This window comes from Gordonia sp. 11cp (genome assembly GCF_057767225.1).
In genome coordinates this window covers 3,318,988-3,333,295 of record NZ_CM173437.1, presented here as the reverse complement: position 1 = coordinate 3,333,295, position 14,308 = coordinate 3,318,988, and the positions used below count along the sequence as shown (strand labels likewise).

The window sequence follows — 14,308 nt, the reverse complement described above, 5'->3', positions numbered from 1 at the left end:
GGAAGTGGTGTGCGTTGGTGGGGTTTGTCCGGGGTGGGGTCCGAGTATTGGCGACGGTGCTGGTCACCGCGTTCGTGGTGTCGCTGATGGCGGCGGTGTCCGCGCCCGCGCAGGCGGCCCCGGCGCGCTACACCGGTGGCACCTACGTGGCGCTCGGTGATTCGCGTGCGTCCGGGAGCTTCTACACCCCGACCCCCGCGTACTTTGGCGGCTGCAAGCGGTCGGCGTTCAACTACCCGACCCTCGTCGCCGGGGCCACTCTGCCGCGACGTTTCGTCGACGCCTCGTGCGCGGGCGCCCAGGCGGCGCACCTGTACCAGGCCCCACAACACACCAGCGGTGGCACGAAGCCGATTCAGCTGCATCTGGTCCCGCGCGACGCGCAACTGATCACGGTGAGCATCGGCGGCAACGACATGCGGTGGAACGCGATCCTGAACCAATGCCGGACCCCCGCGTTCACCGACCGGCGCTGCCGCCACAACCGCGGCCTCGAGAACGAGGTCCGGCGTCGGATCGACCTGATGGAGAGCCGGGTGACCCCGGCGCTGCGCGCAGTCCGGAAGAAGGCACCCAACGCCCAGATCATCGTCGTCGGCCTGGGTGGCTTCATCGGGTTCAGCGGATGCTGGCCGCTCGTCCCGCTGAGCGACCCCGACGCCCGGTGGATGCGTGAGGTCTTCAACCGCGCCAACGGCGCGCTCTGGCGGGCGTCGACCAAGGTCGGTGGCACCTTCATCGACGCCAACCGCCGATCGGCGGGGCACGATGCGTGCAACCTGATCAGCCCCTGGTACGAGAGCTCGCTGTCGAATCGCATCGCCCTGCCATTCCACGTCAACCAGGCCGGCGCCGTCGCCTTCGCAGCCATGATCAACGGGGCCATCCGCCGTTAGCCCGACACCGGCCACCCACTAGCGTTTGTCGGGTGGCTCATCTACTCGGCGCGGAAACCCTAGGCCTGGAATACCCGACCACCAAGGTCTTCGAGTCGGTGTCCCTCGGCGTCAACGAGGGCGACCGCATCGGCATCGTCGGACGCAACGGCGACGGCAAGTCGAGCCTGCTGGCGATGCTCGCCGGACGGATGCAGCCCGATTCCGGTCGCGTCACCGTCCGGGGCGGCGTACGTGTCGGCGTCCTGGATCAGGTCGACGTCTTCGACGACGACGAGACCGTCGGGCACGCCGTCGTCGGTGACCGTCCCGAACACGAATGGGCGGGCGACGCCCGCGTCCGCGACGTCATCGGGGGACTACTCGGGGACGTCGAGTGGACCGCGCCCACCGCGTCGCTGTCGGGTGGTCAGCGACGCCGGGTGTCCCTGGCACGGCTGCTGGCCGGTGAGCACGACGTCCTCGCGCTGGACGAGCCGACCAACCACCTCGACGTCGAGGCCATCACCTGGCTCGCACAGCACCTCAAGCGCCGCTGGCCGGCCAACGCCGGCGGACTGATGGTCGTCACCCACGACCGGTGGTTCCTCGACGAGGTCTGCACCGTCACCTGGGAGGTACACGACCGGATCGTCGAACCGTTCGAGGGCGGATACGCCGCCTACATCCTGCAGCGCGTCGAACGCGACCGGCAGGCCGCGACCATCGAGGCGCGCCGGCAGAACCTGGCACGCAAGGAACTGGCCTGGTTGCGTCGGGGCGCCCCGGCACGGACATCCAAGCCGAAGTTCCGGATCGACGCGGCCAACGCACTGATCGCCGATGTACCGCCGGTTCGCGACACCGTCGCCCTGCAGTCCCTGGCCACCGCACGTCTCGGCAAGGACGTCGTCGACCTGCTCGACGTGTCGGTGTCCTACGGCGAGCGCAACGTCCTCGACGGCGTCGAGTGGCGGCTCGCGCCCGGTGAGCGCACCGGCATCCTCGGGGTCAACGGCGCGGGCAAGTCCACGCTGCTCGGTCTCATCGCCGGGACGGTGGAGCCGACCGGCGGACGGGTCAAGCGCGGCAAGACGGTCAAGGTCGCGACCCTCACGCAGCGCCTCGACGACCTCGACCGGTACCTCGACGATCCGGTCCGCGTGGTCATCACGGAACTGCAGACCACCTACACCTTCGGCGCCGGGTCGAAGGCCCAGGAACTCTCGCCGTCGCAGCTGCTCGAACGGCTGGGCTTCGACAGCGCGCAGCTCTCCACCCCGGTCCGAGATCTGTCCGGCGGACAGAAGCGACGCCTGCAGCTGCTGTTGATCCTCCTCGACGCCCCGAACGTGCTGATCCTCGACGAGCCGACCAACGACCTCGACACCGACATGCTCGCCGCGCTCGAGGATCTTCTCGACTCCTGGCCGGGCACGCTCATCGTCGTCTCGCACGACCGGTACTTCCTCGAACGGGTCACCGATCAGCAGTTCGCCGTCCTCGACGGCAAGTTGCGACACCTCCCGAACGGGGTCGACGAGTTTCTGAAACTCCGTGCGGCGCAGTCGAAGGCGGCCGCCTCCGGATCGGGCTCGGGCGGATCGGGCTCGGGCGGATCGGGTTCGGGCGGTTCGGGTTCGGCCCGTTCGACGTCGACGGGCGGTGGGTCGGGTTCGGCCCTGAGCGGCGCGGAGTTGCGCGCGGCGAACAAGGAGCTGGCCGCCCTGGAGCGTCGGATCGACAAGTTGCACAGCACGATCGACTCCGCGCGAGCGGCGCTGGCCGACCATGATCAGTCCGACTACCAGGGGCTCGCCGCCGAGACCGAACGCATCCGCGCCATGGAGACCGAGCTGGCCGAGGTCGAGGACCGCTGGATGGAGCTCGGCGAAGCCCTCGAATGACCGGCGGTCCGGGCCGGTCGTCGTCGGCGAAGGATCTCGTCAGCGGCCGAACGACTCCCGGATCGCTGTCATCACGTCGGGCAGCGACTCGTCGACGACGCTGCTGTGATCGGCACGCGCGTAGGTCTTGAGGTCGACGTCGGTGCCCGCGTCGCGCATCGCCGACCGCAGGGACCGGGACAGCGGGTAGGGCAGAACCGGATCGAGAAACCCGTGTGCGAGGGTGACTTTCGCCGGGTATCCGGACGTGGGGACCTCCGCGTACTCGCGCAGGGCGTCCCGGAACTCCTGCTCGTCGGTGAACGACGACGCGACGAGTGAACCCGGTGACACCGACCGCAGCGCGTCGACCAGATCGCCGTTGCACCGGGCGCGCGCCCGGTCGAGGAAACGCTTGCCGTCGGCGGTCAGGAAGTCGGCGACACCGAGCTCCGGATGGGCGTGGTCGAGACCGGCGAGGGTGAACAGGAACGGCGCACTCAGGACATTCAGCGCGCCGAGACCCGGGACGCGGGGGCCGAACAGTCCGAAGAGGTTCTCCAGCGACGACACCGGGGCGATCGCGACGATGCCGGCGACCGGCAGTTCGGGCGCGTGCTCCGCGGCGAGGCGGCCCGCATGCAGCGCAGCGTGACCGCCCTGCGAATGACCCGTCGACACCCACCGCGACCCGAGTGAGGGGTCGACCGACCGTGCCGCCCGGATCATGTCGAGTACCGAATACGCGGCCGCCCGGCCGCCGAGGTACTCCGTCTCCCCCGCCGATCCGAGCCCGGCGTAGTCGGTTGCGGTGACCGCGTAGCCGGCGTCGAGTGCCGCCCGCACCGGCGCCTCGACGCCGTCGCCGAGGCGGTGCAGGGTCGGCGCGCACTCATCGGCAAGGCCCACCGTCCCGTGCGCCCAGGAGACGATCGGCCAGCCGCCGGCGGGCGGCACGCCTTCGGGCACCCAGTACACGCCGCTCGACATCGCCGGACGTCCGTTCTGATCGCGCGTCGCGTAGGTGATCCGGGTCCCCGCTCGGGCCGCCGACGGGAGTTCGTCGTCGGCGACCTCGGTGGTGGTGAACACGAACCCGTCGGCGGGTGCGGCGGCCACGGCGGAGCCCGGCATGGCGACCGCCGACAGCCCGAGCAGCAGGGCGACGACGGTCGACGCGACGACTGCGAAGGGTCTACGGGGCATCGATCAACCGTAGGTGATCAGCGCCGGAGATCGGCTCCCAGGACTCGCGTCCCGGCGGCCGGACCGCTGGCGGTTCGGACCGATCGAGCAACTCCGGCGCCGGACAGTTCCGCCGCGACGTTCACCGCGCTGGTCTCGTCGGCGCACAGGAAGGCGCACGTCGGACCCGACCCCGACACGATGCCGCCCAGCGCTCCGGCGTCGATCCCGGCGCGCAGCGTCCGGCGGAGCGTCGGCTGCAGTGAGAGCGCCGCGGGCTGTAGATCGTTGTGCAGCAGCGGCGCCACCGCGCGCGGGTCGCCCGACGCCAGCGCCTGCATCAGTTCGTCGGGGCGTCGGAGCAGGTCACGTTCGTCGTCGTCGGCGCACTCGCCAGAACGGCTGCCGCGCAACCGATCCAGTTCGCGGTACACCGCCGGCGTGGACAGCCCTTCGCGCGCGAGTGCCAGGACCCAGTGGAATTCCCCGCGGGAGAGGACCTGCATCAACCGTTCGCCGCGCCCGGTGCCGAGCGCGGTGTTGCCATGCAACGCGAACGGGACGTCGCTGCCCAGACCCGCGGCGATCGTGGCGAGGTCGTCCCGGCCGATGTCGAGTTTCCAGAGGGCGGCGAGTGCGACGAGCGCCCCCGCGGCGTCGGCGCTGCCACCGGCCATGCCGCCGGCGACCGGGATCGTCTTGTCGATGTCGATGGCGACCTTGCCGGACCGGTCCGCCCAGTCGGCCAGTGCCAACGCCGCGCGTACCGCGAGATTGGACTCGTCGGCCGGGACCGACCCGGCGCCTTCACCGCGGACGGTCACGGTCGTCTCGTTCGCACGGGCCACCCGGATGTCGTCGTGCAGGGACAGCGCCTGGAAGACGGTGACCAGGTCGTGATACCCGTCCTCGCGGCGCGGACCGACCCCGAGGTGCAGATTGACCTTCGACGGAGCCCGTGCGGTGACGGAGTCCGACACCACCGACAGCGACGTACGCGACACAATGATCCAGACTAGCGCCCCGGGGTCGGCCTCGCGCCAATCGACGCCGTCGCTCAGGGACGCCAGTCGCGGTCGACGAGCTCACCGACGTGCTCGACGACGAGCACCGCCCCCGAGTCGCGCAACTCACCCTCCGAGAACCCGCCGGAGCGCACCGCAACGCACTCCGCCGGCAGCCGGTGCGCCGACGCCACATCCCACACCGTGTCGCCGACGACCACAGCCCGCCCGCCGCCGGCCTCGTCGAGGGCGACCGACAGGATATCGGGCGCCGGCTTGGACGAGTCGGCATCGTCCGAGGTCGTCACGGCGGCGAAGTCGTTCCGCGACAACCCCATCGACTCCAGCGCCGCATCGGTGAACTCCGACTTCCCCGACGACGCGAGAGCCACCCGATACCCGGCGTCAAGCAACCCTCGGACCAGGTCGGCTGCGCCGGGGAGCGGACGGACGTCGGGTAGCAGCCGGCGGTACTGCCCCTCCCAGTCGTCGCGGAGCGTATCGCCGAGCGAATCCTCCACCTCGTCGCCGCAGATCTCGCCGACGAGGCGGTCGCCGCCCATGCCGATCGCCCGGTGCACCCGCCACCACTGCGGGATCAGGTCGTGGCCCGCGAAGGCCCGCATCCACGCCAACGCGTGGAGGTAGGTCGAGTCGACGAGGGTACCGTCGACATCGAGAAGCACGGTGTCGATCGACCCATCCGCTTTGTGGTCCGGCATCTGCACCTCGTTTCCGGGGTCGAGAACCGCGCCCCGTCGTCGGACGTCCACCGTCCGGGCACCACCGTCTCGAGCGTCCCGGATTCGGACCTACGACTCAACGCCTACACCGAAGCGACCGATCTCGCAGAGGAGAACCCCATGGCAACGCGATTCGGCTACACCCTGATGACCGAGCAGGCCGGCCCGAAAGAGCTGGTGCGGTACGCCGTCGGCGCCGAAGACGCCGGCTTCGACTTCGAGGTGTCGAGCGACCACTATTTTCCGTGGCTCTCGGCCCAGGGTCACGCACCGTACGCGTGGACGGTCCTGGGAGCCGTCGCCCACGCGACCGAGCGGGTCGACCTGATGACGTACGTGACGTGCCCGACGATCCGCTATCACCCGGCGATCATCGCGCAAAAGGCCGCGACGCTGCAGATCCTCGCCGACGGTCGCTTCACCCTGGGTCTGGGCTCGGGCGAGAACCTCAACGAACACGTCGTCGGCGAGGGCTGGCCGTCGGTCGCCGACCGCCAGGACATGCTCGCCGAGGCCATCGAGATCATCCGCAAGCTGCACACCGGCGAGCTCGTCGACTTCCGCGGCGAGTTCTTCCAGGTCGACGCCGCGCGGATCTGGGATCTCCCCGATCAGCCGGTCCCGATCGGTGTCGCGGTCGCAGGCAACGCGGGCATCGAGACGTTCGGCCCGCTCGCCGACCACCTGATCGCCGTCGAACCCGACGCCGACTTCATCAACGCCTGGAACGCGCACTCGTCGACCCCGACCGTCGACGGACAGCGGTCCCGCGCGATCGGGCAGATCCCCATCAGCTGGGATCCCGACCGCGACAAGGCGATCGAACGTGCGCACGATCAGTTCCGGTGGTTCGCCGGCGGATGGGATGTCAACGCCGACCTGCGGACCACCGCGGGATTCGCCGCCGCGACCCAGTTCGTCACGCCGGACGACGTCGCAGGCAACATCCCGTGCGGCCCCGACCTCGACCAGATCGTCGAGGCCGTGAAACCCTTCTGGGAGGCCGGCTTCACCGACATCGCGCTCGTCCAGATCGGGGGCGACACGCAAGACGAGTTCCTGCGCGACGCCGCACCCGCGCTGCTGGAGAAGTTGCGAGCCGCGTCGAACTGAGACGCGAGGTTCCCGCTCCCTGAGGCGCGAGCGTGCTCGTCCCCCGCTCCCTGAGGAGCGAGCTTGCGAGCGTCACGAAGGGTTTGACGAGGCATCTCACCTGACCCTTCGTGGCTCGTCGCTAGCGCTCCTCGCACCTCAGGGAGCAGAAGTGGGTCGCCGCGACGCCTCCTGTGGGTGGATTCCAGGGGCGGTTTTCGTCAGGCGCAGGCGCAGGCAGCAAACCCCATCAGGTGGTGCGTGCGAGCCGGACGAAGTCGTCGACGTCGAGCTTCTCGCCCCGCTCGCCGGGATCGATACCGGCCTCGCGCAGTCGGCGTTCGGCTTCGGCCGCCGATCCCGCCCAGCCGGCGAGGGCCGAGCGCATCGTCTTGCGACGCTGGGCGAATGCGGCGTCGATCGCGGCGAACACCTGCTGCCGGTCGAGCGGGTCGGTCGAATGGTCGTCGGTGCGTTCGATGCGGACGAGTCCTGACTCGACCTTGGGTTCGGGCCAGAACACGTTGCGTCCCACCGAACCCGCCCGGCTCACGCGTCCGTGGTAACGCGCCTTGACGCTCGGTACGCCATAGGTCCGGCTGCCCGGACCCGCGGCGAGACGGTCGGCGACTTCCGCCTGCACCATCACGAGCGCGGTGGTGATCTCGGGGAACAGTCCGAGCAGGTGCAACAGGACCGGCACCGAGACGTTGTACGGCAGATTCGCGACGAGAGCGGTCGGTACCACCGGGAGGTCGTCGCGCGTCACGTGCAGGGCGTCGGCGAGGATGACCTCGAAATTGTCCTGCCGGCTCGGCGCGTACTCCGCGATCGTGGCCGGAAGACGTTGCGCGAGAACCGGATCGATTTCGATTGCGATGACCTTGCCGGCCGTCCCGAGTAGCGCGAGGGTGAGCGAGCCCAATCCCGGGCCGACCTCGAGGACGGTGTCGCCGGCGCCGACACCCGACGCCGCGACGATGCGTCGCACCGTGTTCGCGTCGTGGACGAAGTTCTGTCCCAGCGTCTTGGTCGGCCGGACACCGACCTCGGCTGCGAGCTCCCGGATCTGCGCGGGTCCGAGTAGGCGCGGGGCCTCGTCGGGCGTGCCCGCAGGTGTCTCGTCGGGCGTGCCCGCGGGCGTCTCGTCGATCAGCGCAGGCCCAGCTTGGACGAGCAGGACGGCCACGCGCCCCAGCCCTGGACCGCCTGGGTCTTCTTCGCGATCGCGATCTGCTCCTCGCGGCTGGCGAGGTCGGCTCGCGGAGCGTACTCGAGACCGCCCCAGCGCTCCCAGGTGTTCTGGTCGAACTGGACGCCGCCGTAGAAGCCGTTGCCCGTGTTGATCGCCCAGTTGCCGGTCGCCTCACACGCGGCGAGCGCGTCCCACACCGACCCCGGCGGCACGAACGGCGCACCCGGCTTGGTGCCGATGCGGACGGTGGCCGCGACGGGCTCGCTGAGCACCTCGCTGGTCAGCTTGTCGCGCTTGACGACCCGGCCGTTCACAGTGGTGACCTTGTAGGTGACACGCGCCTCGCCGGGAGTCCCCTTCTTCTCGACCACCTTGCGATCGCGGACGAGGGTGGGGTCCTCTTTCTTGACCTCCGGCGGAGCGACGGGCTCGGTGAGGGTGACGTCCTCGGTCTTGATCCGGGTGACGACGATCTTGAGGTTCGGGGTGACCTTGGTGTCGGCCGCGGGGGTGACCTTGTCCTCGGCGCCCAGCGGCGTCCCGAGTGACTCGAGCAGATCCTTGACGGTGTGTGCGGCGACGGTCGGACGCTTCTTGGCCGGGCCGTCGACGAGAGTCACCGGCTTGGGCAGCGCGACGTCGATCTCGCCGCCGTCGACCGGGAGTTCGTTGCCGAAGACGGCCTGCTCGGCGGCGTGGCTCAGCCCGCGTTCGGCCAGCAGCTGATCGACGGTCGAGGCGTTGGTGACGATCCTCTCCGGCTTGCCCTCGACGTCGAGGGTGACCTCCTTGAGCCGGTTGACCTTGATGGTCTGGCCGTCGCCGAATCCGGAGTCCAGGCCGGGGCTCACCTTGTCACCGTCCGCGGGGGCGAGCCCCTCGGACTCGAGGAGGCTCTCGACGGACATCGCCATGGTGGACACGTGCCGAACGTCGCCGTCGACGTCGATCGCGACGTTCTTGTGCATGGCGACGCCCATGATCCCGCCGGCCGCGACGGTGGCGCAGACGGCGCCGACCGCGACGCGGACACGCAACGAGTTCGATCCGTTGATCTTGGAGAAGACCGTTTTTGGCGACGCCGGGGTGGACGACTCTGGGTTCGGCAAGGAAGGCAAGGGCACGACATCCTGATAGGCAACACTGGCACCACGTCGGCCGACTGGATCTGCACGCCGGCCAGGCGGATCACAGTACGATAACGAACCGGCCAGATTATGGCAAAGGGATGCCGTACACCCGGCGCGCGTTGGCTCCGAGGGTCTGTGCCATCTCTGCGTCCGTCACCCCGCGCACCTCGGCGAGCGCCCGCGCCGTGTACGGCAGGCAGTACGACTGATTCGGCTGGCCACGGTAGGGATGCGGGGTCAGGAACGGCGCGTCGGTCTCGACGAGGAGCTGGTCGTCGGGCACGAGTTCGGCCGCGATCCGGAGTTCCTCGGCGTTGGCGAAGCTCACAGTGCCGGCGAAACTGAGCATGAAGCCACGCTCGACACATTCGCGTGCAACATTTCGGTCACCGGAGAAGCAGTGCATGATCACGGATTCGGGGGCGCCCTCCGCGGCCAGGACGTCCAGCAGATCCCGGTCGGCCTCACGGTTGTGGATCATCAGCGGCTTGCCCACCCGCTTCGCGAGGTCGATGTGCCAGCGGAACGTCTCATGCTGCACCCCGGGTGGCGCGCACTCGTCGGACCTCCCGGGCCAGTAGTAGTCGAGACCCGTCTCGCCCACCGCGACGACCCGCGGGTGACGCACCATCTGTTCGAGCTCGGCCGCGGTCTCGTCGTTCAGATCCCCGGCATGCATCGGATGCAAGGCCACCGCCGCGTAGACCCGATCGTCCCATTCCGCGGCCGCGACCGCCCAGCGCGCGTCGACCATGTCGTCGGCGACGGTGACCACATGGTCGACGCCGACGGCCTGCGCGTGGTCGCAGATCGCGCGGACCGCGTCGGCGTCGCGTCCGCCGCACGCCGCGAGGTGGGTGTGCGCGTCGACAAGACCGGCCAGCGGAGCCGGGTCCGGCGGTGGTTCGCGCCGACGACGCTTCTTCGCGGCCTTGTTGCTCAGGGTCTCGCCGCCGTTCGGCTCGGCAGGCCCCGTGCCGGGGCCACCAGGGGCGTCGCTCATGGCACCCACCTTGGCACAGAGCGTTCGACGCCTCCGGCCGCGGTGCGCCCCGACCGCCTAGAGCGTCACCGTGCCCTCGATCACCGTCGTGGTGTCCCCGCCGATCCAGATGTTCTCGCCGTCGTCGTGGACGTGGATGCGCCCGGCACGGCCGAGTGCCGCACCCTGCGCGGCGACATAGGACGCCGGTGCGTGGCCGTGCGCACGCAACCACATCGCGATACCGGCGTTGAGACTGCCCGTCACCGGGTCCTCGGGGACACCGATCCCCGGCACGAACGCCCGCACCTCACCGAAGACCTCGCCGTCACCCGAGCCGTACCGCCCGAACAGCCCGACCTTGTGATCCCCGAGGGCCGGGATGTCCGGCGCCACCTCGAGCACCCGCTCCCCCGACCCGAGCTGCAGCACCATCCATTCCGGCCCGTTGTCGACCCACTCGGCCGCGAGGACCTCGCCGACATCGACTCCCAGCGCGGCTGCGACCTCGGCGACGACCGCGGGCTCGACGGGGCCGGACCGCCGCAACGGCGGCGCCGCGAAGGCCAGGCGTGCACCCGAGCGGCGCAGTCGGACCAGGCCGACGCCGCACTCCTGCACGATGTCCTCCCCGGCCGGGCGGCCGCCCGTCGTCAGCCAGGCATGCGCGGAGCCGAGAGTGGGGTGCCCGGCGAACGGCAATTCCCCGTCCGGGGTGAAGATACGCAGGCGGTAGTCGGCGGCGGCGTCGGTCGGCGGCAGCACGAACGTCGTCTCCGACAGATTGGTCCAGCGGGCGAACGCGGCCATCCGGTCGTCGGGGATGTCGGCGGCGTCGAGCACCACGGCCACCGGGTTACCACCGGTTCCAGTGGCGGAGAACACATCGATCTGGGCGAATCGTCGGGTCATCGGTTCATCGTCTCACTCCCAGTTGTTGCCCGGTCAAAGGGTTTTCGGGTCGCCCACCCCGACCCGGGCGGACATCGCCCGACACGACGGGTACACGCGCGCGGACGTGGTCGAGGGAAAACGGTCCGCCCGGCCACGCAAATCGCGCCGGAGTCGTCCGGGACGGGTAGCGTGGCGAAGCGTGTTGGGATTGCCAGATTCGATCACCGTCGCACTGTTCGACCTCGACGGAGTTCTCACCGAGACCGCGGTGCTACACCGCAAGGCATGGAAGAAGGCGTTCGACGCCTTTCTCGCCGCGCGCCTGGGCGGCGCGGACCATGCCGACTTCGTCGAGTTCACCGACCAGGACTACCTCGCCTACGTCGACGGGCGTCCCCGCGAGGACGGCGTCCGGGCCTTCCTCGCCTCACGAGGGATCGACGACGTCGACCCGCAGACCGTGACCGAGATCGGGAACGGGAAGAACGACATGTTCCTGGTCAGCCTGGCCGAGGACGGTGGGCAGGCGTATCCGGGTTCGGTGCGATACCTCGAGGCGGCGCGAGATGCCGGCCTCCGGATCGCGGTGGTGACCTCCTCGAAGAACGGAGCAGCAGTGCTGGATGCAGCGGATCTGTCGAAATTCGTCGAGGTCCGGGTGGACGGGCTCGACATCGTGACGAAGGGCCTGAAGGGCAAGCCCGCTCCCGACTCGTTCCTCCTGGGCGCCGAGCAGATGGGCGTCGAACCCGCGGCGGCCGCGGTCTTCGAAGACGCCATCTCCGGCATCCAGGCCGGCAGCGCGGGAGCATTCGGCTACGTCGTGGGCGTCGACCGCGTCGGTGGTGTGCAGGCCGAGGCCATGCGCGCGGCCGGTGCCGACGTCGTCGTGACCGATCTCGTCGAATTGCTGCCCGCATGACCGCCGAGCACGGCCACGACTTCGGCTTCGAGATCCATCCGTGGCAGCTGAAATGGCGCGGCGGGGTCGATCTGGACATGCTCGGCCGAACCGAGACACTGTTCGCACTGTCCAACGGGCACATCGGTTTACGCGGGTCGTTCGAGGAAGGCGAGCCCGTCGACCATCCCGGCACCTACCTGAACGGCTTCTACGAGCTGCGCGGTCTGCCCTACGCGGAGAGCGGCTACGGCTATCCCGAGTCCGGACAGACCGTCGTCAACGTCACCGACGGCAAGATCATCCGGTTGCTGGTCGAGGACGAGCCGATGGACCTCCGGTACGGGCGTACCGAGGAGCACGAGCGGACGCTGGACTTCCGGACCGGCACCCTCCGTCGTCACACGGTGTGGACCTCACCCACCGGCCGCAAGGTCCGGATCAAGTCCGAGCGTCTCGTGTCCTTCACCAAGCGCACGATCGCGGCGATCCGCTACGAGGTCGAGCCGGTCGACGAGGACATGAAACTCGTTCTGCAGTCCGATCTCCTGGCCAACGAGCCGGTGCCGGCACCGGGCAACGACCCGCGCCTGGCGGCCGCGCTGGACGCCCCGCTGGTCTCCGACCTCGCCACCTGCCGCAACTACTGGGGCATGCTGGTCCACCACACCAAGAAGTCCGGCCTGCACATCGCGGCCGGTATGGACCACGAGATCTACTTCCCCGACAAGGCCGACACCTTCATCCGCGCCGACGGTGACCTCGCCCGACTCACCATCGCGGCCAACGTGCCGAAGGGCAAGAGCCTGACCCTCACCAAGTACATGGGGTACGGCTGGTCGGCCCGACGCTCGGTGCCGGCGCTGCGCGCCCAGGTCGACGCGGCGCTCGCGATGGCGATGGAGACCGGCTGGGATTCGCTCAAGGCCGACCAGGTCCGCTACCTCGAGGACTTCTGGCGCGACGCCGACGTCGAACTCGACGGCGATCCGGAGTTGCAGCAGGCGGTCCGGTTCGCGCTGTTCCACGTGCTGCAGGCCGGCGCGCGCGGTCAGTCCCGCGCCATCCCGGCCAAGGGGCTCACCGGCCCCGGCTACGACGGTCACACCTTCTGGGACACCGAGAGTTTCATCCTCCCGATGCTCACCTACACGGTCCCCGCCGCCGCCGGCGAGGAACTGCGATGGCGCCACTCCACCATGGACAAGGCGAAATCCCGCGCCGCCGAACTCGGTCAGCGCGGGGCGATGTTCCCGTGGCGGTCGATCAACGGCGACGAGTGTTCGGGCTACTGGCCCGCGGGCACCGCAGGCGTGCACGTGTCCGCCGACATCGCCAACGCCACGGCCCGCTACCTCCGGGCGACCAACGACGAACAGTTCGAGACCGAGTGCGGCGTCGAACTCCTCGTCGAGACCGCACGACTGTTCGCCGGCCTCGGGCACCACGACGTGAACGGCAAGTTCCGCATCGACGGCGTGACCGGTCCCGACGAGTACACCGCCGTGGTGAACAACAACACCTTCACCAACCTCGCGGCGCAGCAGAACCTGCGGGACGCCGTGGCGGCCGTACACCGCCGGCCCGACCTCGCCGAACAGTTCGGGGTCACGACCGCCGAAGCGGCGCACTGGGAAGCGTGTGCCGACGACATGACGATCCCCTACGACGACGCCCTCGGCGTCCACCAGCAGTGTGAGTCGTTCACCCTGCTGGGCGCCTGGGACTTCGAGTCGTCGGTCGGACGCTATCCGCTCCTGCTGAACTACCCGTATTACGACCTCTACCGCAAGCAGGTGGTCAAGCAGGCAGACCTGGTGTTCGCGACCTACCTGTTCGGCGATGCGTTCACCGCCGAGCAGAAGCTGCGCAACTTCGACTACTACTACCCGTTGACCGTCCGCGACTCGTCGCTGTCGGCGTGCTGTGAGGCGGTCACCGCCGCCGAGGTCGGCTACCCCGACCTCGCCTACGATCTGCTCGCCGAGTCGGTGTTCACCGATCTGCACGACCTGCACAACAACGTCAGCAGCGGCCTGCACATCGCCGCGCTGGCCGGCGCCTGGACCGACTGCGTCGCGGGCTTCGGCGGCATGCGCGACTTCGGCGGGAACATCACGTTCGCGCCCCGGCTCCCCCGGCGGCTGACGTACATGTCGTTCCGCATGATCATCCGCGACTCGAAGATCGTGGTGGCCGTCGACAAGGACAACGCGACGTACCGGCTGCTGTCGGGTCCGCCGATCGACCTGGCCCATCACGGCGAGAAGTTCACGCTCGAGTCGGCCCCGGTGACCATGCACATCCCGGAGCTGGAGTATCGCGAGCCGCCGAAGGCGCCACCGGGATGCGAACCCTACCGACGGGAGATCTAGGGCCCGGCCCCATGGTCGGGGTCCGCGCACTTGACGTTGTCACTGT

Annotated in this window: 12 protein-coding genes; 5 read left to right on the top strand and 7 right to left on the bottom strand. The window is 69.5% G+C overall.

Translation table 11 applies throughout. The features are described from left to right. Nucleotides 1–56: 56 nt before the first annotated feature. Nucleotides 57–896: an SGNH/GDSL hydrolase family protein gene (locus AC3B6C_RS14900; RefSeq protein ID WP_488373312.1), complete on the top strand. Its 840-nt coding sequence runs from the start codon at nt 57–59 to the stop codon at nt 894–896. 32 nt (nt 897–928) lie between these two features. Continuing rightward, nucleotides 929–2,782 carry an ABC-F family ATP-binding cassette domain-containing protein gene (locus AC3B6C_RS14895; RefSeq protein WP_488373311.1) on the top strand — a complete coding sequence of 618 codons (1,854 nt, stop codon included), beginning with the start codon at nt 929–931 and terminating at the stop codon, nt 2,780–2,782. A gap of 39 nt (nt 2,783–2,821) precedes the next feature. On the opposite strand, the gene AC3B6C_RS14890 is transcribed toward AC3B6C_RS14895, so the two are convergent. Genes AC3B6C_RS14890 through AC3B6C_RS14880 form a run of 3 tightly spaced genes read right to left on the bottom strand, consistent with a single transcriptional unit; the run spans nt 2,822 to nt 5,672 of the window. Then, a complete protein-coding gene (locus AC3B6C_RS14890) occupies nt 2,822–3,967 on the bottom strand; it encodes an alpha/beta hydrolase (protein ID WP_488373310.1) in 1,146 nt (381 codons plus the stop codon). Between the two features lie 17 nt (nt 3,968–3,984). Next, entirely contained in the window at nt 3,985–4,950 is a 966-nt protein-coding gene (locus tag AC3B6C_RS14885; protein ID WP_010844377.1) for a 4-(cytidine 5'-diphospho)-2-C-methyl-D-erythritol kinase, read from the bottom strand. 53 nt (nt 4,951–5,003) lie between these two features. Then, entirely contained in the window at nt 5,004–5,672 is a 669-nt protein-coding gene (locus tag AC3B6C_RS14880) for an HAD family hydrolase (protein WP_488373309.1), read from the bottom strand. Nucleotides 5,673–5,813: 141 nt separating this feature from the next. On the opposite strand from AC3B6C_RS14880, the gene AC3B6C_RS14875 reads away from it, so the two are divergent. Beyond that, entirely contained in the window at nt 5,814–6,806 is a 993-nt protein-coding gene (locus AC3B6C_RS14875; protein ID WP_014925990.1) for an LLM class F420-dependent oxidoreductase, read from the top strand. A 229-nt stretch (nt 6,807–7,035) separates the two neighbouring features. Here the strand turns inward: AC3B6C_RS14875 and rsmA are convergent, their stop codons facing one another. The 4 genes from rsmA to AC3B6C_RS14855 all read right to left on the bottom strand — a co-directional run bounded on the left by rsmA (nt 7,036) and on the right by AC3B6C_RS14855 (nt 11,004). After that, complete coding sequence (gene rsmA, locus AC3B6C_RS14870) at nt 7,036–7,974, bottom strand: 16S rRNA (adenine(1518)-N(6)/adenine(1519)-N(6))-dimethyltransferase RsmA (RefSeq protein ID WP_488373308.1); 939 nt, start codon at nt 7,972–7,974, stop codon at nt 7,036–7,038. Beyond that, nucleotides 7,938–9,104 (bottom strand): resuscitation-promoting factor, encoded by a 1,167-nt coding sequence (locus tag AC3B6C_RS14865; protein WP_193363236.1) that lies wholly within the window; start codon nt 9,102–9,104, stop codon nt 7,938–7,940. Before AC3B6C_RS14865 ends, rsmA begins: the two co-directional genes overlap by 37 nt. Nucleotides 9,105–9,195: 91 nt before the next feature. Beyond that, nucleotides 9,196–10,113, bottom strand: a complete 918-nt coding sequence (locus AC3B6C_RS14860) for a TatD family hydrolase (protein ID WP_488373307.1) — start codon at nt 10,111–10,113, stop codon at nt 9,196–9,198. A gap of 57 nt (nt 10,114–10,170) precedes the next feature. Next, a complete protein-coding gene (locus AC3B6C_RS14855; RefSeq protein WP_010844383.1) occupies nt 10,171–11,004 on the bottom strand; it encodes a PhzF family phenazine biosynthesis protein in 834 nt (277 codons plus the stop codon). A gap of 181 nt (nt 11,005–11,185) precedes the next feature. Here AC3B6C_RS14855 and AC3B6C_RS14850 point away from each other — a divergent pair, with 181 nt between their 5' ends. Beyond that, nucleotides 11,186–11,908 (top strand): beta-phosphoglucomutase family hydrolase, encoded by a 723-nt coding sequence (locus AC3B6C_RS14850; protein ID WP_010844384.1) that lies wholly within the window; start codon nt 11,186–11,188, stop codon nt 11,906–11,908. Beyond that, entirely contained in the window at nt 11,905–14,262 is a 2,358-nt protein-coding gene (locus AC3B6C_RS14845) for a glycoside hydrolase family 65 protein (RefSeq protein WP_044506266.1), read from the top strand. The genes AC3B6C_RS14850 and AC3B6C_RS14845 overlap by 4 nt, the downstream gene beginning before the upstream one ends. Nucleotides 14,263–14,308 lie beyond the last annotated feature (46 nt).

What these genes read in the sequence shown, in the direction of transcription:
- AC3B6C_RS14855 (WP_010844383.1), bottom strand. Translation starts at nt 11,004, where the DNA reads ATGACCCGACGATTCGCCCAGATCGATGTGTTCTCCGCCACTGGAACC.
- AC3B6C_RS14890 (WP_488373310.1), bottom strand. Translation starts at nt 3,967, where the DNA reads ATGCCCCGTAGACCCTTCGCAGTCGTCGCGTCGACCGTCGTCGCCCTG.
- AC3B6C_RS14875 (WP_014925990.1), top strand. Translation starts at nt 5,814, where the DNA reads ATGGCAACGCGATTCGGCTACACCCTGATGACCGAGCAGGCCGGCCCG.
- AC3B6C_RS14880 (WP_488373309.1), bottom strand. Translation starts at nt 5,672, where the DNA reads ATGCCGGACCACAAAGCGGATGGGTCGATCGACACCGTGCTTCTCGAT.
- AC3B6C_RS14860 (WP_488373307.1), bottom strand. Translation starts at nt 10,113, where the DNA reads ATGAGCGACGCCCCTGGTGGCCCCGGCACGGGGCCTGCCGAGCCGAAC.
- AC3B6C_RS14845 (WP_044506266.1), top strand. Translation starts at nt 11,905, where the DNA reads ATGACCGCCGAGCACGGCCACGACTTCGGCTTCGAGATCCATCCGTGG.